Raw genomic sequence first — 20948 nt, forward strand, 5'->3', positions numbered from 1 at the left:
ACCCAAAAAACACCCCAACACGAATCGGGAATACCGCATGACCCATGCATTAAGTCATCAACTTGCCGAGTACATCGAACGCACGACCTGGGCCGACATTCCATCGTCTGTGGGGCATGAAGCCAAGCGGGCGCTGGTTAACTATTTCGCGGTCTGCATGGCCGGCTGCAGCGACCCGGATGTCGTCAGGGCGGTGAAGCTGTTTTCGCACTACAACGCGGGCAATCAGGCCCACGTGGTCGGTCGCAGTGAATCGATGGACCTGCTCAATGCGGCGTCTCTGAATGCGATGAGTGCCAACGTGTTCGATTACGACGACACGCACATTCCGACCATTCTTCATCCGACCGCGCCCGTTGCGGCCGCGTTGTTTGCACTGGCTGAAACCCGGCAGATCAGTGGGGAGGATTTTTTACTGGCCTTCGTACTGGGGGTAGAGGTCGAGTGTCGGTTGGCCATGGCTATTTCCCCTGAGCATTACCGTCGAGGCTGGCACATCACCGCGACCTGCGGCGTGTTTGGCGCGGCGGCAGCGGTGGGCAAGGTGCTCGGGCTCAACGCCCGACAATTGGTCTGGGCCTTGGGCAACGCCAGCGCTCAGGCGTCGGGGCTGGTGGAAACCCTGGGCAGCGCGGCCAAGAGCATCGGTGTCGGAAATGCGGCACGCAATGGCGTGCTGTCGGCGTTGCTGGCCGAGGAAGGTTTCGCCGGGCCAGAGCAACCACTGGAGGGTGAACGAGGGTTTCTTAACGTCTTCGGCGAGCAGCCTCGCTACAGCGAGGTCAGCAGCGGACTGGGCGAGTCGTGGGCGTTGCTTGCCAACACCTACAAGCCGTACCCCTGCGGTGTGGTGCTCAATCCGGTGATTCAGGCGTGTCTTGAGCTGTCACGGGACCGCACTTGGGCGCTGGAAGACATCGTGCGTATCGAGCTGACCGGCCACCCTTTATTGCGTCAGCGCACCGATCGCCCGGACATCGTTCTGGGACGGCAATCTCAGGTCAGTGCGCAGCACGCGGTGGCCGTCAGCCTGGCCACCGGCAAGGCAGGACTCGGCGAGTTCAGCGATGCCGCCGTGAGCGATCAGCGTCTGCGGGCGCTGTATGGGCGTTTGCAGTTCATCGATGACACCGATTATGCGGTGGAGTCTGCACACGTCCGGATTTTCTTCGCATCACGAGAAACCCTCAGCCGAACCATCGACGTGTCACTGGGCAGTCTGGGTGCGCCGCTGAGTGATCAGTTCCTGGAAAACAAATTGCGGGAACTGGTCGCCTACGGCCGTTCGGGCTGCGAGCCACAGCCGTTGCTCGACGCGCTGTGGGCACTGGATCATTCAACCGACGCTGGCGCGCTGATGCGCCTGGCCAGTCTCTAACCATCAGGAAATCATCATGGCCGATCATCAATTGGGTTTTATCGGGGTGGGCGTCATGGGGCGCCCCATGGCGAGGCGACTGCTGCAACACGGGCATTCACTGGTGATTTACGACAAAGATCAGAGCGCGCTGGATGAACTCGCGGCGCTCGGAGCGCGAGTGGCCTCCAGTGTGCGAGAAGTGGCTGACAGTGCCGAAGTGATTTTTACCAGCTTGCCCAGCCCGGCGATTTTCAAGGCCGTGGCGACTGGTGCCGATGGCATTATCGAAGGCGGTGCGGTCAGGATTCTGGTGGACCTGTCGACGGTGGGTTCACGCGCCGAGCAGGAGGTGGCCAGTGCGCTCGCAACCAAAGGTATCGAAACCGTCGATGCGCCCGTCAGCGGCGGAGCAGCAGGCGCGGAGAACGGCACACTGGCATTGATGATAGCGGGCAAATCCGACGTCGTTGAACGGGTGCGGGCGTTGTTCGATGTGTTCGGCAAGGTGTTCATCGTCGGCGAGCAGCCGGGGCAAGGCCAACTGCTGAAGTTGCTGAACAACATGCTCTCCACGACGGCTTTTGCGATCACCAGTGAAGCTTTCGTTGCAGGCGTCAAAGGAGGGCTGGACCCCGAAGTGATGATGGCGGTGATCAACGCCGGCAGCGGCAAGAATGGCGCGACGCTGGACAAATTTCCCAAGCATGTGCTGCCGGGCACCTTCGATTTCGGATTTCCCATTTCCAGCGTGTGCAAGGACGTGGGCCTCGCCGTCGAGGAGTGTCAGGCGCTGGGCGTGCCGATGTGGCTCGGCAATGCTGCGCGGCAACTGTGGAACGTTGCCGCGCAGCAGGACGGCGCAGATCGCGATCTGACCGATCTGGTCCGTACGGTGGAAGGGTGGGCGAATCGCTGATCCAGCGTTCGGCCGGCTGGACTCAGCGTTTACTCGTCAACGACTCACCGGAGGTGACCGGCGTTTCGCCCGGCTCATCCTTGAGCGTCATGCGTTCGATTTTTCCGACGATCACCAGGTAGCAGAACATCGCCACCAGCGCGTTAGCGGCGACGAAGATCAATGCGCCTTCGAACGATCCGGTCGATTGCAGGATGAAACCGATGACGATGGGGGTGGTGATGCCGGCCGTATTACCAAATCCGTTGAACATCCCGCCGCACAGGCCCGCGATCTGTTTGGGCGCGGTGTCGGCCACCACCGCCCAGCCGATAGCACCGAAACCTTTGCCGAAGTAGGCGATGGCCATGACGGTCACCACCAACCATTCAGCGTCGATGTAGTTACAGGCGATCATGCTGGTCGACATCAACATGCCCAGCACCAGCGGCGTCTTGCGTGACCAGGTCAGAGAGCGGCCCCGTCGCAGCATGCCGTCGGAGATGATGCCGCCGAGCACGCCGCCGAGGAACCCGCAAATCGCCGGCACGGACGCGACCAGTCCAGCCTTGAGGATCGACATGCCACGGTCCTGCACCAGATAAACGGGGAACCACGTCAGAAAGAAATACGAGAGGGTGTTGATGCAGTACTGACCAATGAAAACCCCGAGCATCATGCGATGGGTCAGCAGTTGCTTGAAGTGGGTCCAGCGGGGACGGGTGAATTCATTCTTGACCCCGATCTGGTCCATTTCGATCAGGCCGCCGCCACTGGAAATGTGCTGCAGTTCGGCCTCATTGACCTTAGGGTGCTGGCGAGGGGCATGGATGGTTTTGAGCCAGATCAGCGACATCAGGATCCCCAGGCCACCCATGATCAGGAACACGTAATGCCAGCCGTACTGGAAGGTGATCCAGCCCATCAACGGGGCGAACAATACCGTGGCGAAGTACTGCGCGGAGGTGAATATTCCGGCGGCGGTACCGCGCTCGGCGGTGGGAAACCAGGCGGCAGCGATTCGGCTGTTGCCCGGAAAAGACGGCGACTCTGCCAGACCGACCATAAATCGCAGGATGAACAACGCCACGACGATGGCGCTTACGCTCAGCACACCGACAAAGCCCTGCAGCAGGGTGAAGATCGACCAGAGAAAAATACTCCAGGCGTAGACCCGCTTGGAACCGAAGCGGTCCAGCAGCCATCCGCCGGGGATTTGCCCGATCACATAAGCCCACGCGAACGCCGAGAAGATGACCCCCATTTGAACAGGGGTCAGGCCCAGGTCTTTTTGCAAGGTAGAGCCGACGATGGAGAGCGTTGCGCGGTCTGCGTAATTGAGAGTGGTGACGATGAACAGTATCAACAGAATCAGGTACCTGATTCGAGTGGGGCGTGTGGTCATGACGGCGGTCCTGTTTTTATTGTTTGAGTCAGTGCGCCACTGCGCGGGTTCACGCAGCGGTGCACATTCAGGGGGAAACCGGTGCTGATCAATCGCGGGCGGGGACCCGCGCGATCATCTGCGGCGGGCGCAGGAATTCGAAGTCGCAGCCTTTGTCGGCCTGCGTCACCTGCTCGAAGAACAGCTTGCGGTAACCGCGCTCGGCGCCCTGAGGAACAGGGCGTACCCAGTGCGCTTTACGCTGTTCCAGTTCCTCGGCGGAGACTTTGAGCTCAATGCTGCGTTCGGCCACGCTCAGGCGAATTCGGTCACCGTTGCGCACCAGCGCCAAAGGCCCGCCCAGCGCGGCTTCAGGCGTGACGTGCAAAACGATGGTGCCCGCCGCTGTGCCGCTCATGCGACCGTCGGAAATCCGCACCATGTCTTTGACGCCAGCGCGCGCGAGCTTTTTCGGAATCGGCAGGTAACCGGCCTCCGGCATGCCCGGAGCGCCGATGGGACCGATGTTCTTGAGCACCAGAATGTCGTCAGCGTTGACGTCCAGTTCCGGGTCGTCGATGCGTGCGGCCATGTCTTCGGAATTCTCGAACACCACGGCACGGCCTTCGTGCTCCATCAACACCGGGTCGGCAGCTGACTGTTTGATGATCGCCCCATCGGGCGCCAGGTTGCCTTTGAGGAAGGCAATGCCGCCGGCCGGGTAGATCGGGTTGGCGAAACTGCGGACCACGTCCTGCTTGAACGATGGCACTGCATCGAGTTCTTCGCCCAGGGTGCGGCCGGTCACGGTCAAGGCGTCCAGGTGCAGCTGCGGGCGCAGTTCGCGCAGTACGGTCTGCAGTCCCCCGGCGCGGTGCAGGTCTTCCATGTAGTGCTGGCCGGACGGTTTGAGGTCGACCAGCACCGGCGTTTCCCGGCTCATGCGATCAAACGCCTCCAGGTCGATGTCGAACCCCATACGCCCGGCAATGGCCGTCAGGTGGATGATGCCGTTGGTCGAACCACCAATGGCCAGCAGCACCCGCAGCGCATTTTCGAAGGCTTTCTCGGTGAGGATCTTGTCCGGCGTCAGACCGTTCCGGGCCATGATCACCGCCTGACGTCCGCTGAGCTCGGCAATGCGGATACGGTCGGACGTCACGGCCGGTGGCGAGGCGCCGCCAGGCATCACAATGCCCAGCGCCTCACCGATGCAGGCCATGGTGCTGGCCGTGCCCATCACTGAACAGGTGCCGACGCTGGCCACCAGCTTGTCGTTAACCTCGGTGATTTCCTGCTCGTCGATCTGATCGCCCCGGTACTGACCCCAAAAGCGCCGACAATCGGTACACGCGCCTACGCGTTCGCCCCGATGGCCACCCGTGAGCATGGCACCGGTCACCAGTTGCACCATGGGCACGTTCGCCGACGCTGCACCCATCAGTTGCGCGGGAACCGTCTTGTCGCAGCCTCCGATCAGCACCACCGCATCCATCGGTTGCGCACGGATCATCTCCTCGGTGTCCATGGACATCAGGTTGCGCAGGTACATGCTGGTGGGTTGCGAAAAGCTTTCGGCAATGGAAATGGTCGGAAAATCGATCGGCAGCCCGCCGGCCATCATCACACCACGTTTTACCGCCTCGATGAGTTGCGGGGCGTTGCCATGGCAGGGGTTGTAGCCGCTGCCGGTGTTGGCGATGCCGACGATGGTGCGATTCAACGCGTCGTCGGTGTAGCCCGCGCCTTTGATGAACGCCTTGCGCAGAAACAGCGCGAAGCCGGTGTCGCCATAGTTGGTCAGCCCCTTGCGGATGCCTTGGGGTTTGATGACAGGATCGTGCTCAGGCATGGTCACCTCGGTTGATTTTATTATTGGATATATTATTGATAATCCGTGAAGGCGATGTAATCACGGAACGCCGAGGCGATGCAAGCGCCTTGTGTTTTTCATCATGAGGCCGAAACCAAGCTGCGTCGGACGAGGGTTTGTGGCAGTCTGACGCGGTCAATCCTGATCACGTGAGCGCTGTACCCGCTATGCAATCCCTGGAACTCGATGATCCCCAAAGCGGCCTTGAAAGGGCCGTGCAAACCCTCGAAGAGGAAATCGTGCTGGGGTTTCTGCACCCGCGCGAACGCCTGGTCGAAGACGAACTGCTCGCACGCTTCAACCTCAAACGGCACGTTGTGCGCCAAGTGCTCGTCGAGCTCGAACGTATGGGCCTGGTGGAGCGCAAGCGCAACATCGGTGCACTGGTTCGCGCGTACACCGTTAAAGAAGTGGAGGATTTGTACGCAGTCCGTGAACTGCTCGAATGCCAGTGCGTGCAATTGATCCGTTTTCCGGTGCCACTCGATCAGCTTGACGCACTGGAAGCGACCCAGCAGGAGCATGACGCGCAGATCGCCGCTGGCAATTTGCGCCTGGTGTTTCGCGCCAACATGCGTTTCCACCGACAGTTGTTTGCGCTGTCCGACAACCCGGTGTTGGTCGCAGCCATTCAGGACCACGCCCAGCGTGCCCACTCCATTCGATCGTCCTCGCTGGTGCTTCCCGAACAACTGGAGCGTGCGCGCCGGGAACACTGGGCGATCATCGACGCGCTCAAGGCCGCCGACGCCCAGCGCCTTGTCGAGTTGTGTCGTGCGCATCTGGCGCCCTCGCGGGATGCATACGTCGAGGCCTACCATCGTCGTGCGGGGCGTACGATTGCTGTGGAGCAAAAGCACCTGAGCGCGTGAACCCCTGCCGCCGCTTGCCGCGTTCACGCCAGGCCATGCGCGAGGATGGCTGTTGAGAGGGAACCGGCCGGGCGCCTGGACCACCTAGGGTAATCACGTTCTCAGGATTATCCCTTCATGCGGCCTGCCTTGACCTTTCCGACCGGGTTGTCACGACTCGGCTGTCAGATACGCATCGGGTCGCTCGGCGTCTTCATGCTTTGCGCAGGTTGCCAGTCCTTCGACTACTCGCCGCAGGCCGCCGCTGAGCGTACGCCTCGGCTGGTGGCGGGGCTTCATCGCGATGTAAATCCTCAGACACCGGGCGCTGTGCCGGCGCGCTATGACGGCAGCGATGTATGGGGACGGTTGGGGCAAGGTTTCAGCCTGGTCGATGACAACGGCCTTAACCCGCGGATCGTCCGTCAGCGTGACTGGTTGCTGGAAAACCCGGCCTTTCTGCGCAATGCCAGCCAGCGGGCCAGTCCTTATCTTCATTTCATTGCGCAGTCTCTGGACGAGCGAAACATGCCGTCAGAGTTGGCGTTGTTGCCCATTGTCGAAAGCGCCTACAACCCCAAAGCCAACTCTGCTCGCGACGCCGCCGGACTGTGGCAATTCATGGCCGCGACCGGGCGTGACTTCAATCTGCGCCAGACAGCGTTTTACGACGGCCGGCGCGATGTCGTGGCCTCGAGCAAAGCAGCCATGGATTATCTGACCCGTCTGCACGACCAGTTCAATGGCGACTGGCTCTTGGCAATGGCTGCCTACAACGCGGGCGAGGGCACTGTAACGCGGGCAATCGAGGCGAATCAGCGTCGGGGCCTGCCGACAGACTATTGGCATCTGAATCTGCCGCGAGAGACCCAGGATTACGTTCCGCGCCTGCTGGCGTTGTCGATGCTGGTGCGCGAACCGGCTGCCTACGGCGTGCAATTGAGCCCAGTGGCCAACGCACCGTATTTCACGGCTATCGAGCTCACGCACCCTGTCGACCTTTCCCGGTTGGCGGCCGCCGCTGGGGTCGATGAAGCCGTGCTTCTAGGCTTGAATCCTGCGTTTGTACGCAAGAAAACCATCGATGGACCGCGTCACCTGCTGGTTCCTCGAGATCAAGCGCGGCAGTTGGCGGCTGGCCTCGCAAATATGGAGGAGGGCGCCGCCGACGTTTCTGCCGAAACGCTGGCGATCAGCGCGACACCTTCATCGCCGTCTGTCAGGTGGGTGCCGTGACCGTGGCGTTACGTACGCGCCGCTGCTCACCCTTCAAGCGCGCTGTGCCTTGCAGTGGGGCGTTCCGCGTTTTTGTAACGTCGGTGACACAGCTCCGATAGCCCGTCTAAAGCTGATGTCATCGCGATTATCAGCCAGCACAGGGGCTTTCGTTCACCTGGAACCCTATAAGTGCAATGAACTTTTTCCTCGTGGTGTAACCCTGTTGATACAGAACGGTTTCGCGTTGTTTCGACATATCTTGAAACATCGTGCCCGTATTTCTCTGTCAAATAGGCCGGTATCAGCCACGGTGTGAGGGTGGGCTGGGTCACTTCCCGTTAGTTGGATCCCAATCCAGATCTGGAGACAAATCACGTCCTCCTCTGCGCGCACGATCGCTGTCAATACAAGCGTAGTGCTACTCAGAAGCCCCCGAAAATAAAGGGCTCTGGAGGATCCGGCTGAATGGATAAAGCAATGTTCGGAAATCCGAATCTCCTTAGTTGGTAATCCGAACGAGCAGTTAGTTAGAGTGAAGTTGCAATGTCTGATAGATAATAAATGAAGTTTTATGAAGGTGCGTTGAGGAGTTTGAAGTGTTAATTACATGACGAATAAATGCGCCGCGGAAAAGTGAGTTGAGTGCTGCGTGTGATGTTATAGAGAGGGCGCGTTGTTTATAAATAAGCGGTGGGTTCATTCGCAAGAGGGTGCAAACAATCCTGCCAACGACAGGGAAAGGTCAGACGGCGGTGTTTGCTTCTGGAGGTCTGATGACGCCGGGCAAGCTGGCACTGAGATGCACAGTTTTTAAGCATAACCCATTGATTATTAATGTATTTTGATGGTTATTGAGAACCTTTCCTTTCCGGGTGTTCCTCAATAAAACATTGTCGTAGCACAAGCAAGTCTTAAATTTAAATAATCGTTTGAAAGTAGACGGCGTATTAGTGGTACAGCAAGTAAGATCATAATGATATCACTGGGGAACCTTGTGAACCTGTTCTCATCGAGTGTGGGAACTTAAATTAAATATTGATGCCTGTGTAATGCGTGGTACTAATAACTCGCTTGCACCCACTTTGAGAGGTATCGATGAAGGAAGAAATCGATGTAAGCGGCTGGGCGTCTTTGGGGGAAAATGCAGCGCTGGACATTCACCAGATTGCAGTCAATACCGCAAGTCTGAGCATGGATTTGCTCTTGTGTGGGGAGACAGGGACAGGTAAGGACACGCTGGCAAAACGCATCCATGAGCTGTCGGGTCGCACAGGCGCTTTTGTCGGGATGAACTGCGCGGCCATTCCCGAGTCGTTGGCGGAAAGTCAGCTATACGGTGTGGTGAACGGGGCTTACACCGGTGTCAGCCGGTCTCGCGAGGGGTACATCGAAGCAGCGTCTGGCGGCACGCTGTATCTGGATGAAATCGACAGCATGCCGTTAAGCCTGCAGGCCAAGCTGCTGCGGATCCTGGAAACCCGCGGGATCGAACGTCTGGGCTCCACCGCCTTCATTCCGGTGGACTTGCGCGTCATTGCCTCGGCACAGCGCTCCCTGGATGAACTCGTGGAACAAGGGCTGTTTCGTCGCGATCTGTTTTTTAGACTCAATGTGCTGACCATTCAAATGCCGGCCTTGCGCAAGCGTCGGGAACAGATCCTGCCATTGTTCGACCAGTTCACCCAGAGCATCGCCCGCGACTTCGGCCGCCCGGTGCCCACGCTCAGTAACGGTTTGGTGCAGGTGCTGCTCAGCCACGCCTGGCCCGGCAACATCCGAGAGTTGAAGTCGGCCGCCAAACGTTTCGTGCTGGGGTTTCCCTTGCTGGGCGCTGATGCCGAACCCGCCCGCGACCCCGACACCGGCCTGAAGACCCAACTGCGGGTCATCGAAAAAATGCTCATTGAGGACGCCCTCAAACGCCATAAGCACAGCCTTGATGCCGTGGTGCAGGAGCTGGAAATCCCGAGACGCACCTTGTATCACCGCATGAAGGAGCTGGGTCTGACCTGCCTCGGCGCGTCCGATTCGCTGTTTTCGTAACACCTGAATGCCCGTTGCCTGGTGAGGGCTGTGAAGGCTCGGTGCACGGGGCAGCCACAGGCGCTTGAAGTGTCAGAGGTCGTGGATGAGTGTGTACGATTTTTTTGATGAACAGCTGGAAGACAATCTTCATGTGCCGAACCTGACGATCGTCGCTCAGAGCATTTCACAACTGGGCATCGACGTTTTGTTGTCCGGTGAGACCGGAACGGGCAAGGACACGGTAGCGCAACGTCTTCACGGGTTGTCGGGGCGTAAGGGGCGCCTGGTCGCGATGAACTGCGCGGCGATTCCTGAATCACTGGCCGAGAGCGAACTGTTTGGTGTGGTCAGTGGTGCCTACACCGGCGCCGATCGTTCGCGGGTGGGGTACATCGAAGCGGCGCAGGGTGGCACGTTGTACCTGGACGAAATCGACAGCATGCCGTTGAGTCTTCAGGCCAAGCTGCTGCGCGTACTGGAGACGCGTTCAGTTGAACGGCTGGGATCGACCACACCGATCGCGCTGGATGTCTGTGTGATTGCGTCGGCGCAGCATTCTCTGGATGAGTGGGTGGAGCTGGGCCGGTTTCGTCGAGACCTGTATTTTCGGCTTAACGTGCTGACCCTCAAGTTGCCCCCGTTGCGGGCTCAGCGCGAGCGCATCATCCCGCTTTTCCGGCAGTTTGCTGCGGCGTCGGCGCGTGAAGCAGGGTTATCGGTGCCGGAGGTGAGCGGGGTGTTGCGGCATGTGCTGTTGAATCATCAGTGGCCGGGCAACATCCGTGAACTGAAGTCGGCGGCCAAACGGTTTGTGCTGGGGGTTCCACTGCTGGGCAGTGAATCGGCGGGCGAGGGCGTGTCTTCCGCGGGGTTGAAGTCGCAGTTGCGGGTGATTGAGAAGGTGCTGATTCAGGCCGCGCTCAAGCGGCATAACAACAGCATCGAGGCGGTGAGTCAGGAGCTGAATATCCCGCGACGGACGTTGTATCACCGGATGAAAGAGCTGGATGTTTGAGATGGCGTTTTTCCAGGTGAGGACGCAATGGTGTGTTTATCCCGTATCCCGTATCTCTTCTCTCTGGTGAGGCTGAATGCGGGTTCTGCCGTCAGGCAGAACCCAAATATTTGCCTCACTGCAAATAATGGATATTCACCCAACCCAATCCAATCCAACCCAACCCAACCCTCAGATCACAGGCATGTTCACCTTCCACTCTCTCCCAAATTAATTGAATGTCCCGCGGAACCGATTCCAGTCTTGCTGCCACCCATCAACACCATGCAATGACGCTGGTGTCGATCAAGAGGTATGCAAAATGGCTGTCAATTTGAACCCCATGTCCAGCTTGACCAACATGCTCAACTCCGGTGTTAACGCTGTCGGTGGCCTCGCTCAGGGCGCCAACAGCCTGGCGGCGAACGCCAACATGCAATCCGCTTTGTTTCAAGGGACCGGCAACAGCCAGTCCGTCGCCGCGCAACAACAGGCCAGCCAACAGGCCGATGCCAATCAGGCCAAACTGATCGGCCTGCAAGAGCAGGAAACCGAGCGCAAACAAACCATGGACGTCCTCAACGCCATTGCGTCCGGCAAGGCCGACTCCGCCAACAAGGAAATCAGTGCGGTCGCCCAGAACGCCAAGGGCATCAGTTTCTGATCCTGTTGGACTGCCCCCTGATCAAGGGGGCAATCACCTGAATACGGAGGTTTCATGATCAGTCTCAACGCCAACATCAATCCCCTGCAGGGCGCGCACATCGGCACGGTCGTCTCCACCGGCGGCATCGGTGGGCAGCAAGGCCCGCAGTCGCTCAAGGACGTCATCGACAAACTCGCACAGGCCCTGACCAAGGACGGTCATCTCGACCAGGACTCGCCGCTGGGCAAAATGGTCGGTAAGCAAATGGAAAAGATGAACCCGTTGGCCTCGCTCGGCGGCGGCTCGCCCGACATGATCAAGGCGGCCCTCAGCGCCGTCATCAAAGACAAACTGGGCGACAACTTCGGTGCTGCTGCCGATTTCGGGCTCGGCGGTGGCGCGGGTTCCGGTAAGCCAGATCTGATGTCTCAGGTCCTCAACGGTCTGGGTAAAGCGTCGTTGGATGACCTTTTGAGCAAGCAGGGTGATGGAACGAAGTTTTCCTCTGACGACATGCCGCTGCTGGACAAGATCGCGCAGTTCATGGACCAGAATTCGAGCAAATTCCCGGCGCCGGATTCCGGTTCCTGGAAGAACGAACTCAAGGAAGACAACTACCTCGACAGCAAAGAGACCGGTGCTTTCCGTGCCGCGCTGGACATGCTGGGCGGTCAGTTGGAGCAGCAACAGAATGGCGGCGGCAGTCCACTGGACAGCAATGCGTTATCCAACGGCCTTTCGACCCTGGAAATGCCTGGCAGCGGCAACCCGACTCAGGAACTGGGTCAATTGCTGGGCGGCCTGCTGCAACAAGGCATGAACGCGAGCCTGGGCAACGGCAACAACGTCGGCGGTGGTCTAGGTACGCCGGTCAATGATGCCCAGCAGCCGGGCAATTCAGGCAGCAGCGTGACACAGGACCTTGGCAAGCTGCTCGGCGGGCTGATTGAGAAAGGTCTGGAAGCCAGCCAGGGCGGCAATGGTTCGGGCAGTGGCGGCGTCGGCGGCACGGGCGGTCAGCCCAATCAGCTGTTCGCGCAACACGACCTGCAGAACACCCTGGCTCAAGCGGCCACGGCAATCGTTTCTGCACTGTTGGGCGCGGGCGACACCCGCCAGGCCGCCTGATCTTCTCAGTCAGGCTTCGCGCTAAATAATCGACACCGTCTGCTGGAGATCACCCGTGACCCTTTCCCACATCAATCAACTCAAATCGTCATCCCCCGATCTTGAGCCGTCCATGGATCAGGGATTGGTGAGCACGCCTTCGCAGGCGGATGTCGACCTGTTCAATGCCGCCATGCGTCCCGACATGGCGTTGCAGCAAAGCCATCTGTCCGAACAGATCGCCAGTGCCTTGTCCGAGCGGCTGGGCGCCACTGACAAGCTCTCTCAGCAAGCGGTGCGCAAGATGAGAAACGCCTCGACAACGGACGATCCGATGGAGATTGTCCAGATGAGCCGCTCGCTGTCGCAGTACTCGTTGCAAATGGCGTTGACGACCAAGGTCGTGAACAAGAGCGCGCAGGCGCTCGACAAGCTGACCAACCTGCAATAGAGGTCTGACGTGAAGTATCTGACTGCGGGTCTGTTGTGCCTGATGTTGCTGCTCAGTGGCTGCGGTGACGAAACCGACCTGTTCAGCGGTCTGTCCGAGCAGGACTCCAATGATGTGATTGCCAGTCTCGCCGATCAGCATATCGATGCGCGCAAGCGCAGCGAGAAGACCGGTGTGGTGATCAGCGTCCCGACGGGCGATATCAACCGTGCCGTGCGTGTCCTGGACGCCGCAGGTTTGCCGAGACGATCGCGCACCAGTCTGGGCGAAATCTTCAAAAAGGAAGGGGTGATTTCCACGCCGCTGGAAGAGCGTGCGCGGTACATCTATGCGCTGTCGCAAGAGCTTGAAGCGACGTTGTCGCAGATTGACGGTGTGATCGTCGCACGGGTGCATGTGGTGTTGCCGGAGCGCATTGCGCCGGGCGAACCGGTGCAACCCGCGTCGGCAGCCGTGTTCATCAAGCACACGCCAGCACTGGATCCGGACAGCGTGCGCGGACGCATTCAGCAGATGGTCGCCAGCAGCATTCCCGGGATGTCGGGCGAGCCTCTGGACTCCAAGAAATTCGCCATCGTATTCGTGCCGGCGGCGGAGTTTCAGGACACCGAACGACTGGTCAACTTCGGACCGTTTCTGATCGACAGCGACAACCTCGGGTTCTGGCAAAACATGCTCTGGGCCGTGCCGTTCGCCGCCTTGCTGGTGATCATGTTGCTGGTGCTGGGCATTCGTGGCGATTGGCGAGCCGCGGTGCTGCAGCGCATCGGCCTGCGTCGCGGTGAGCGTTCGAGCTTGCCGGTGCGTGCGTGATGCACGCCACCGACGCGCGCTGGATTCAGTGGTGGTGTGCGCCCTGGGAGTGGGCGCATCCGGCGTGGAAAGCGCGGTTCCTCGCGCTTAACGGGTTGCCTGAAGACGATCGGATTGACGCCCCACACGGCCGTCACAACTCCTTTTTACACAGTGCGCACGTCGAACCTGGTCAGCCTCCGGCCCCTGTCGATGCGGTACTGCAATGGTTGGCACTCACGGCGGATCAACAGCAGCAGGCGCTGCACCTGGCTGCCCGTATTTGCCGCACCTCCGTGGGCGATGCCAACGCGCCAAGCGTTGCGTCGGCACACGAAGGCTGGTGCCGGGCGGTGGCCAAGGCGCTGAGGCCGGGCGCATGGCTGGACCCGAAAATTGACGATCCGCGCCTGCTGCTGGCCGCTTGGGTCGGTGAGCATTGCTGGTCGCGCTTGCGCCTGAGCTGGCCGCCCCACGCAGTGCAACCCGCAACCACCAACATGCCATCTAACAAACTGCAAACACTCTGGCAGTCAGTGCTGTGGCGCGTCACGACGCCTTGAATCCAAACCTCGCGACCCTTTCAGGAATGCCCCTATGCTCACCAAACGCCGCCTTGTCCTGTCGCCGTCCGCGGTGCTCGTTGAACCGCTCCTGCGACGTGAGGACATTGCCGATACCCAACGGGCCGCCGAGGTGTTGAGCAACGCACGCCGCGAAGCCGCATTGATCCTGGAGGAGGCCCGGCATCAGGCTCAGCAGGAAAAAGACGAAGCGCTTGGCCAGTTCTGGGCGAGCGCCAATCAGTTTCTGCAAGGCCTGAATCAGCAACGCCAGGCCTTTGAGCGCGAATCGATGGTGGCCGTGGAGGGGTTGCTGAACAGCACGCTCGCGCGGTTGCTGGATGAGAGCACGCTGGCCGAACGCACCCGCGCCCTGGTGAGAAATCTGGCGGACAGCCAGACCTGTGGAGCGCAGGCGACGCTTGGTGCGCCTCCCGACATGCTCGATGACCTCAGGCAATGGCTGGCGCAGAGTCGGTTTGCCGAGCACTGGCAACTCAAGGCTGACCCCTCGCTCGCCCCGCAGAGCTTGCGTTTGAGTGACGCCAATGGCGCGTTCGATATCGACTGGACAAGCCTGCGCAGGGGGTTGCTGGGCGTCTGCGGCGACGAATGATCGTTCCTGAATCCGGGCTCACGGTTTATGCGCCCGCGGATGGAACCGGAGCGTGGGCAGCTTCCACTCAGGGAATGAACCCTTCCGCTGGAGTTGCCGCATGATCAGTTTCAAATCCCTGCAAAACCACCTCGACCATTCCTTCACCCGCGCCCAGAGCCATATGGACGATGCCGCAGAGGCGGCTTCCGACAGCGGTTCTCTGGAAGACATGCGCGCCTTCAACGATGCCTCACAGCAGACCAACGTGGCGAACATGATCCTCAACGAGGGGCTGCGCGCCAAACACGGCATCACCAAAGCAATCATCGATGGCGTTCAGTGACTTCACGGCGATCCTCGTTCAGTGGTGTGAGCGTCGTCCGCTTACACCGCTGGACTGCTGGATCGACGACGCCAACGCGCGTTTGTCCGTGCACGGGGAGGGCGTTCGTCTGAGCCTCGATCTGTTGGACCCCTACGACGGCAGCGACCCGCAGCGTCTCGATGCCTTGCTCAATCAGGGCGGCGCCAGCGTCGCCTGTGCCTGCGACGGTGCGCTTGGCATGGACCCCGAAACACGTTGTGTCGTGCTGCTCAGCTGGCTGCCGGATCCCTGCACCCCTGACCGGCTGCTCGATCGTCTGGAAAGTCTGGCCAACCAGCGTGCGGCCATGCTGAGCCTCATGCAGACCTCAATGCGCAACGCGACGGCCACGGCCTCGCCCCGCGCCACCCTCAATACCTGGCAACCAGGAGTGTGAAATGCGCAAGGCCTTAATGTGGTTGCCTTTGCTGATGATCGGCGTGACGGCGCCCGCCCTGGCGGCGGTGCCCGACGCCTGGAAACACACAGCGTATGCCTATGACGCGCGGCAGACCGATCTGGCGACGGCGCTGGGCGATTTCGCCAAGGAGTTCGGTATCGGACTGGACATGGCGCCGATTCAAGGCACGCTCGATGGCCGTATCCGCGCCCAGAACCCGCAGGAATTCCTCGACCGGTTGGGCCAGGAGCACCATTTCCAGTGGTTTGTGTACAACGAAACCCTGTACATCAGCCCCACCCGCGAACAGACCTCGGCGCGCATCGAAGTGTCGCCCGAGGCGGTCGACGACCTGCAACAGGCGTTGTCCGACGTCGGGTTGCTGGACAAGCGTTTTGGCTGGGGTGCCTTACCCGACGAAGGCGTGGTGCTGGTGCGCGGACCGGCCAAATACGTCGACTTTGTGCGCACTTACAGCAAGAAGGTTGAAGCGCCGGAAAAGGCCGAGAAACAGGACATCGTGGTGTTGCCGCTCAAATACGCCAACGCCGCCGATCGCACCATTCGCTACCGCGACCAACAGCTCACCGTGGCCGGCGTCGCCAGTATTCTTCAGGAGCTGCTGGAAAGCCGCTCCCGGGGTGAGTCGATCAATGGCGTGAGTCTTTTACAAGGCCGGGGCGGCACCGCCAGCGGCATGACCGGCGGCAACAACGCCATGGGTTTGAACTATGGCGGTCTGGACAGTGGTGGGTTTGATACCGGCGCGCTTGAGCAAGGGCTGGATCGGGTACTGGGTGCCAGTGGCAAACGCGCGGGTTCGTCGGGCGGTTCCAGCAGCCGTTCGAAAATCCGGGTGAGCGCCGACGTGCGCAATAACTCGGTGTTGATCTATGACTTGCCCAAGCGCAAGGCGATGTACCAGAAGTTGGTGAAGCAACTCGACACGCCGCGCAACCTGATCGAAATCGACGCGGTCATCCTCGACATCGACCGCAACGAGCTGGCGCAATTGTCCAGCCGCTGGAATTTCAATGCCGGCAGCGTCAGTGGCGGCGCCAACCTGTTCGAGCAGGGCACCGGTTCCACCTTGTTCATCCAGGACGCCGGGAAGTTCGCCGCCGACCTGCACGCGCTGGAAGGTAACGGGGCTGCCTCGGTGATCGGCAACCCATCGATCCTGACCCTGGAAAACCAACCGGCGGTGATCGACTTCAGTCGCACCGAATACCTCACCGCCACCTCGGAGCGGGTCGCCGATATTCAACCGATCACCGCAGGCACGAGTCTGCAGGTCATCCCGCGCTCGCTGGACAAGGGCGGCAAGTCTCAAGTGCAACTGATCGTCGACATCGAAGACGGCCAGATCGACACCTCGCAGATCAACGAAGACCAGCCTGCGGTGCGCAAGGGCAATGTCAGCACCCAGGCGGTGATCGCCGAGCACGGCTCGTTGGTGATTGGTGGTTTTCACGGGCTGGAAACCACCGACAAGGTCCACAAGATCCCGTTGCTGGGGGACATTCCGGTCATTGGCAAGTTGCTGTTTCAATCGCGCAATCGCGAGCTCAACCAGCGCGAGCGCTTGTTTATTCTCACGCCGCGTTTGATTGGCGATCAGGTCAACCCGTCGCGCTATGTCGAAATCAGTAACCCGCACGATGTTGATGACCAGATGAAGCGTATCCAGCAACGTCGCGACGGCGGCGAAGCGCCCACCCGTGGCGATGTGCAGAGCGTGTTTACTCAACTGCTGGACGGCGTGGCGCCCGTGGGATTCAGCAGCGGCGAGGCGCTGCCGTTCGAGGCCGACAGCCTGTGCGATCCGGGTGAGGGTCTGGTGCTGGATAAACAGCGGTCGCAGTGGTTCTCGAAAAAAGACTGGGGCATTGCCGTCGTCGTGGCCCGCAACACCACCAGCAAGCCGGTTCGCATCGATGAGAGCCGATGCGGCGGGCGTTGGGTGATGGGCGTCAGCGCCTGGCCACGCGCCTGGTTGCAACCGGGCGCGGAGAGTGAAATCTATATCGCCTTGCGCCAGCCGCAGGTGTCGACCAAAGCCAGACAGAACCGACCTTCGCTGCTCAAGGGGGCAACACGATGACCGCGCGCGTTTACGTCTTCCTGCTCGTGCTGTTCGCCACCCTGACGGGTTGTGCGAGCCATTCGGGGTGTTCGGGGTATGCCTGCAAGCGCCCGGACTCCAATGATCGCGAGCTGGTGATCTGGTGGCCGCCCGACATGCGCCAGGGCCTGGACGAGCGGGATCACGAACTGGATTTCACCGTTGTGCCATTAAAGGATTGAGCATGATTCGGGTATCGGAAAAGGCGGCGTTCTACGCCCACGTCGCGGCCGAACGCGCGGCAATCTGGCCGGTGGCGACCGGAGTGGCCTTCGTCAGCCGACGCGAGCACCGCGATTGGGGCATCGCTTTGCACATCGAAGGTCGGGCGTTACGTCCCGAACAGCTGCGAGATGCCTTGGAGAGGCGTTTCTCCCAGGCGGAGCTGTTCAACGACTACTTTCTGTTTCTTGATGTGCAACGTGACTTCGTGGTGTGGCACGCGGTGCCTGGCCTGTCTGAGTCACAGGCCAGCCTGGACACGATTCGCCGGCACGAGTTGATGCTGGCGGGGCTGGATCATCTGAGTGATGTGGGGCATTGATGGCTGTAGCCGTAAGGCTCGTCGACAGTTGTCATCATCGGGTCAAACGGCTAGAACGGCATCGTGCCGTAGATGTCAGGCTTGATTGAGGTAGAGCGTCTGCTGCGGAACGAAGGTTTCCAGCTCAAGTTCAATGGCCTCGATGATGCGCTCCACGTCCATGGCGTTCATGACCGTCTGGCAGGGAATCCCCGCGATCGCGATCACCGTCTCGCCGCTGGCGCGGTCGAACAGACGCGCAACCATACTGCTGGGCGCGTCCATGTTGGCTTCGAAGCCCACCGGGTGGAAATGCCAACGCATCAGCTGACAGGCGTTTGGAAACGTGACTTTGTTCATGGGGCCTACCTCGTTCAATCGAGCAAAACCAGAGCTCCGCAGGGCAGGAAAAAGTGTCTGTGTGTCGGTGCCGGGAACGTCGCAACGCGTGTGCCAGAGCACAACGATGCATCTTGTAAATACCGCGTTCGCCGGATCATGGATCCACAGTTCACGAGTCAGCTAAAGGTAGCACCGACTTCTGACAGGTATGAGAAAAAAATCCTACAGCCGTAAAAAATTTATGTTTCTTTGATATCGGTCAAACTCCGTTATATCCGATTAATCATAACGACTGACTACTGAATCGTTATTTCAAAATAAGGCACACGGCCAGTATTCAAGGTTTCTCCCTATGCATCCGATCTGATCGCGGGGGCATTCGCCACGTGTAATGCCCCTATAAAAGAACAGCTTTTAATGAAAGTGTTACACGCGCTTAACACGCAAACGTTTTACTGCGCCAAATGGGATCCATCAAAACATCCGTTTCAAAATAACTTCAAAGTCGACTGAATAAATGATTGTCCTCTGCCGATAGAAGATCAGGTGGCCGCCAAGACATCAACTTCCGTGTGACAGGACGGCCACCCTTTACTAACGAGACGAACTCAAGTTTCGAGTGCCTGATTTACGCATGGACGCCTCAGCCGGATCTTTGAAGAGAGACATTCCATGTCGATTAGAAACATGAACATCGCGCCTCGCGCATTCCTGGGGTTCGCCTTCATCGCCGTGCTGGTGATCGGGTTGGGCTTTTTCTCTCTCAATCGCATGGCGGTGATTCGACAGGCCACCACCGACATTGAAACCAATCAGCTGCCCAGCGTGGGGTACCTGGGCAACATGCTGGAAAACACCTTGCGCCTGCGCATTACATCCTTTCGCACGCTGGTCAATCGCGAGCCTGCAGCGCTGCGCGAGACCGAAGGGCGCATTGCCGAGTTGATCGGCAAGTTGCAGGACGCGAAGAAAAACTACGCCGTGTTACCTGCCGACGGCGAAGAACTCACGGTCTATCGTCAGTTCGAAGCGACGCTGGCAACCTTTCTTGATGTGCAGGCGCAAGTACTGGACTTGTCGCGTCAGGAAAAAATGGAAGAGATGCGCAACTTGATTAACACCCGTATGAAGGACGCCACCGACCTTATGGGTGTCCAGCTTAATCAGCTCATTGCCATTAACAAGAAGAGCGCCGGCGACGCGGCGGTTGTTTCCAAACAACAATATGATGGGGCCAATGTCGGCGTTATATCCGTCTCGGTTATTGCCGCACTCATGACCATCTTGTTGGCCTGGTTGTTGACTAAAAGTATCGTCAACCCGCTGTCTAGAGCGGTGCGGGTTGCCGAAGAGATTGCTGGCGGTGATCTGACCCGACCGATTGAAGTGGACGGCAAGGACGAGGCCACGCAGTTGTTGAAGGCGCTGGCGACCATGCAACAGAACTTGCGCAAGACCCTCGAACTGATCTCCGGCTCTGCCACCCAGCTGGCGTCGGCCGCCGAGGAACTGAGCGCGGTGACTGAAGAATCGTCCCGCGGATTGCAGCAGCAAAACAATGAAATCGAACAGGCGGCCACAGCGGTCAACGAGATGACCGCCGCCGTGGAAGAAGTGGCACGCAACGCGGTGTCGACCTCTGAAGCCTCGCAGCAGTCCAACCAGACCGCGCGCCAGGGGCGTGACCGGGTGGTGGAAACGGTCAAGTCGATTCAGGACATGACTCAGCAGATTCAGGCGACCACGGGGTTGGTGGAAGGCTTGGCGGAGCAGGGCCGCGACATTGGCAAGGTGCTTGATGTGATTCGTTCGATCGCCGAGCAGACCAACCTGTTGGCGCTCAACGCCGCGATCGAAGCCGCACGGGCGGGCGAGGCGGGGCGTGGCTTTGCGGTGGTGGCCGATGAGGTCCGTGCACTGGCCCACCGTACGGCGCAATCCACCACCGAAATCGAGCAAATGGTGGCGGGTATTCAGACCCGGACGGGCGACGCGGTGCAATCGATGTCACGCAACACGGACAGCACGCGCACCACGTTGGGCCTGGCCAGTTCGGCGGGCGACGCGCTGGAGCTCATTACCGAGGCGATCTCTCAGATCAACGAACGCAACCTGGTGATCGCCAGCGCTTCGGAAGAGCAGGCGCAGGTGTCGCGTGAAGTGGACCGCAATCTGGTGAATATTCGTGACCTGGCCGCGCAGACGGCGGCAGGGGCTAACCAGACCAGCGCGGCCAGCCATGAACTGTCGCGCCTGGCGGTGGACCTGAAGGCGATGGTGACGCGGTTCAAGGTGTGAGTTGAGGCGAAGGTTTCGCTTGCGCGAACATCATCAAGCGGACTGCAATCTTTGTGGGAGTTAGCGTGCTCGCGATGCATCAGATCAGACACTGAAATCTGATCTGAAACACCGCAATCGTCCGGATGTGCCCCAGACC

General features: G+C 59.7%; 20 protein-coding genes and 1 pseudogene. 18 read left to right on the forward strand and 3 right to left on the reverse strand.

What is annotated here, in order from left to right:
• Positions 1–37 precede the first annotated feature (37 nt).
• Together AB4N84_RS23365 and AB4N84_RS23370 are read left to right on the forward strand one after the other, a co-directional pair.
• A complete protein-coding gene (locus AB4N84_RS23365) occupies positions 38–1378 on the forward strand; it encodes an MmgE/PrpD family protein (RefSeq protein ID WP_460043384.1) in 1341 nt (446 codons plus the stop codon).
• 16 nt (positions 1379–1394) lie between these two features.
• Positions 1395–2276: an NAD(P)-dependent oxidoreductase gene (locus AB4N84_RS23370; RefSeq protein ID WP_460043385.1), complete on the forward strand. Its 882-nt coding sequence runs from the start codon at positions 1395–1397 to the stop codon at positions 2274–2276.
• A 22-nt stretch (positions 2277–2298) separates the two neighbouring features.
• On the opposite strand, the gene AB4N84_RS23375 is transcribed toward AB4N84_RS23370, so the two are convergent.
• Positions 2299–3660, reverse strand: a complete 1362-nt coding sequence (locus AB4N84_RS23375) for an MFS transporter (protein WP_460043387.1) — start codon at positions 3658–3660, stop codon at positions 2299–2301.
• An 88-nt stretch (positions 3661–3748) separates the two neighbouring features.
• On the reverse strand, positions 3749–5491 hold the full coding sequence (locus AB4N84_RS23380; protein WP_460043389.1) for an IlvD/Edd family dehydratase: 1743 nt from the start codon (positions 5489–5491) through the stop codon (positions 3749–3751).
• A 236-nt stretch (positions 5492–5727) separates the two neighbouring features.
• On the opposite strand from AB4N84_RS23380, the gene AB4N84_RS23385 reads away from it, so the two are divergent.
• The 15 genes and pseudogenes from AB4N84_RS23385 (at position 5728) to AB4N84_RS23455 (ending at position 18190) form a co-directional block, all read left to right on the forward strand.
• Entirely contained in the window at positions 5728–6384 is a 657-nt protein-coding gene (locus AB4N84_RS23385; RefSeq protein ID WP_460043391.1) for a GntR family transcriptional regulator, read from the forward strand.
• Between the two features lie 117 nt (positions 6385–6501).
• Positions 6502–7548, forward strand: a pseudogene (locus tag AB4N84_RS23390) (transglycosylase SLT domain-containing protein); the annotation flags it as partial.
• Between the two features lie 1128 nt (positions 7549–8676).
• The gene (locus AB4N84_RS23395) at positions 8677–9624 is read left to right on the forward strand and encodes a sigma 54-interacting transcriptional regulator (protein ID WP_460043393.1); all 948 of its coding nucleotides are present in this window, start codon (positions 8677–8679) and stop codon (positions 9622–9624) included.
• 85 nt (positions 9625–9709) lie between these two features.
• Complete coding sequence (locus AB4N84_RS23400) at positions 9710–10621, forward strand: sigma 54-interacting transcriptional regulator (RefSeq protein WP_460043395.1); 912 nt, start codon at positions 9710–9712, stop codon at positions 10619–10621.
• A gap of 301 nt (positions 10622–10922) precedes the next feature.
• Entirely contained in the window at positions 10923–11264 is a 342-nt protein-coding gene (locus AB4N84_RS23405) for a hypothetical protein (protein ID WP_460043397.1), read from the forward strand.
• A 54-nt stretch (positions 11265–11318) separates the two neighbouring features.
• On the forward strand, positions 11319–12374 hold the full coding sequence (locus tag AB4N84_RS23410) for a type III secretion system effector HrpZ (RefSeq protein ID WP_460043398.1): 1056 nt from the start codon (positions 11319–11321) through the stop codon (positions 12372–12374).
• 112 nt (positions 12375–12486) lie between these two features.
• The gene (sctI, locus tag AB4N84_RS23415) at positions 12487–12804 is read left to right on the forward strand and encodes a type III secretion system inner rod subunit SctI (RefSeq protein ID WP_460047110.1); all 318 of its coding nucleotides are present in this window, start codon (positions 12487–12489) and stop codon (positions 12802–12804) included.
• A 9-nt stretch (positions 12805–12813) separates the two neighbouring features.
• A complete protein-coding gene (gene sctJ / locus AB4N84_RS23420) occupies positions 12814–13617 on the forward strand; it encodes a type III secretion system inner membrane ring lipoprotein SctJ (protein ID WP_460043400.1) in 804 nt (267 codons plus the stop codon).
• Positions 13617–14159 carry a type III secretion protein gene (locus AB4N84_RS23425; RefSeq protein WP_460043402.1) on the forward strand — a complete coding sequence of 181 codons (543 nt, stop codon included), beginning with the start codon at positions 13617–13619 and terminating at the stop codon, positions 14157–14159. The genes sctJ and AB4N84_RS23425 overlap by 1 nt, the downstream gene beginning before the upstream one ends.
• A 34-nt stretch (positions 14160–14193) precedes the next feature.
• A complete protein-coding gene (gene sctL, locus AB4N84_RS23430; RefSeq protein ID WP_460043403.1) occupies positions 14194–14775 on the forward strand; it encodes a type III secretion system stator protein SctL in 582 nt (193 codons plus the stop codon).
• Between the two features lie 100 nt (positions 14776–14875).
• On the forward strand, positions 14876–15100 hold the full coding sequence (locus AB4N84_RS23435) for a type III secretion protein (RefSeq protein WP_074749999.1): 225 nt from the start codon (positions 14876–14878) through the stop codon (positions 15098–15100).
• A complete protein-coding gene (locus AB4N84_RS23440) occupies positions 15087–15518 on the forward strand; it encodes a type III secretion protein (RefSeq protein WP_074750001.1) in 432 nt (143 codons plus the stop codon). The genes AB4N84_RS23435 and AB4N84_RS23440 overlap by 14 nt, the downstream gene beginning before the upstream one ends.
• A gap of 1 nt (position 15519) precedes the next feature.
• A complete protein-coding gene (gene sctC, locus AB4N84_RS23445; protein ID WP_460043405.1) occupies positions 15520–17625 on the forward strand; it encodes a type III secretion system outer membrane ring subunit SctC in 2106 nt (701 codons plus the stop codon).
• Complete coding sequence (gene hrpT, locus AB4N84_RS23450; protein WP_062389021.1) at positions 17622–17828, forward strand: HrpT family type III secretion system protein; 207 nt, start codon at positions 17622–17624, stop codon at positions 17826–17828. The genes sctC and hrpT overlap by 4 nt, the downstream gene beginning before the upstream one ends.
• A gap of 2 nt (positions 17829–17830) precedes the next feature.
• On the forward strand, positions 17831–18190 hold the full coding sequence (locus AB4N84_RS23455; protein ID WP_074750005.1) for a type III secretion protein HrpV: 360 nt from the start codon (positions 17831–17833) through the stop codon (positions 18188–18190).
• Between the two features lie 75 nt (positions 18191–18265).
• Here AB4N84_RS23455 and AB4N84_RS23460 read toward each other — a convergent pair whose 3' ends face one another.
• Positions 18266–18547, reverse strand: a complete 282-nt coding sequence (locus AB4N84_RS23460; RefSeq protein WP_074750007.1) for a DUF1652 domain-containing protein — start codon at positions 18545–18547, stop codon at positions 18266–18268.
• Between the two features lie 636 nt (positions 18548–19183).
• Between AB4N84_RS23460 and AB4N84_RS23465 the strand changes: the two genes are divergently transcribed.
• Positions 19184–20809, forward strand: a complete 1626-nt coding sequence (locus AB4N84_RS23465) for a methyl-accepting chemotaxis protein (protein ID WP_460043407.1) — start codon at positions 19184–19186, stop codon at positions 20807–20809.
• The last annotated feature ends 139 nt before the right edge of the window (positions 20810–20948 follow it).

It is taken from the genome of Pseudomonas sp. S2_H01, from assembly GCF_054668305.1.

Coding starts and splice junctions, on each gene's coding strand:
- AB4N84_RS23365 (WP_460043384.1), top strand. CDS start 38: ATGACCCATGCATTAAGTCATCAACTTGCCGAGTACATCGAACGCACG.
- AB4N84_RS23370 (WP_460043385.1), top strand. CDS start 1,395: ATGGCCGATCATCAATTGGGTTTTATCGGGGTGGGCGTCATGGGGCGC.
- AB4N84_RS23375 (WP_460043387.1), bottom strand. CDS start 3,660: ATGACCACACGCCCCACTCGAATCAGGTACCTGATTCTGTTGATACTG.
- AB4N84_RS23380 (WP_460043389.1), bottom strand. CDS start 5,491: ATGCCTGAGCACGATCCTGTCATCAAACCCCAAGGCATCCGCAAGGGG.
- AB4N84_RS23395 (WP_460043393.1), top strand. CDS start 8,677: ATGAAGGAAGAAATCGATGTAAGCGGCTGGGCGTCTTTGGGGGAAAAT.
- AB4N84_RS23400 (WP_460043395.1), top strand. CDS start 9,710: ATGAGTGTGTACGATTTTTTTGATGAACAGCTGGAAGACAATCTTCAT.
- AB4N84_RS23405 (WP_460043397.1), top strand. CDS start 10,923: ATGGCTGTCAATTTGAACCCCATGTCCAGCTTGACCAACATGCTCAAC.
- AB4N84_RS23410 (WP_460043398.1), top strand. CDS start 11,319: ATGATCAGTCTCAACGCCAACATCAATCCCCTGCAGGGCGCGCACATC.
- sctI (WP_460047110.1), top strand. CDS start 12,487: ATGGATCAGGGATTGGTGAGCACGCCTTCGCAGGCGGATGTCGACCTG.
- AB4N84_RS23425 (WP_460043402.1), top strand. CDS start 13,617: ATGCACGCCACCGACGCGCGCTGGATTCAGTGGTGGTGTGCGCCCTGG.
- sctL (WP_460043403.1), top strand. CDS start 14,194: ATGCTCACCAAACGCCGCCTTGTCCTGTCGCCGTCCGCGGTGCTCGTT.
- AB4N84_RS23435 (WP_074749999.1), top strand. CDS start 14,876: ATGATCAGTTTCAAATCCCTGCAAAACCACCTCGACCATTCCTTCACC.
- AB4N84_RS23440 (WP_074750001.1), top strand. CDS start 15,087: ATGGCGTTCAGTGACTTCACGGCGATCCTCGTTCAGTGGTGTGAGCGT.
- sctC (WP_460043405.1), top strand. CDS start 15,520: ATGCGCAAGGCCTTAATGTGGTTGCCTTTGCTGATGATCGGCGTGACG.
- hrpT (WP_062389021.1), top strand. CDS start 17,622: ATGACCGCGCGCGTTTACGTCTTCCTGCTCGTGCTGTTCGCCACCCTG.
- AB4N84_RS23455 (WP_074750005.1), top strand. CDS start 17,831: ATGATTCGGGTATCGGAAAAGGCGGCGTTCTACGCCCACGTCGCGGCC.
- AB4N84_RS23465 (WP_460043407.1), top strand. CDS start 19,184: ATGTCGATTAGAAACATGAACATCGCGCCTCGCGCATTCCTGGGGTTC.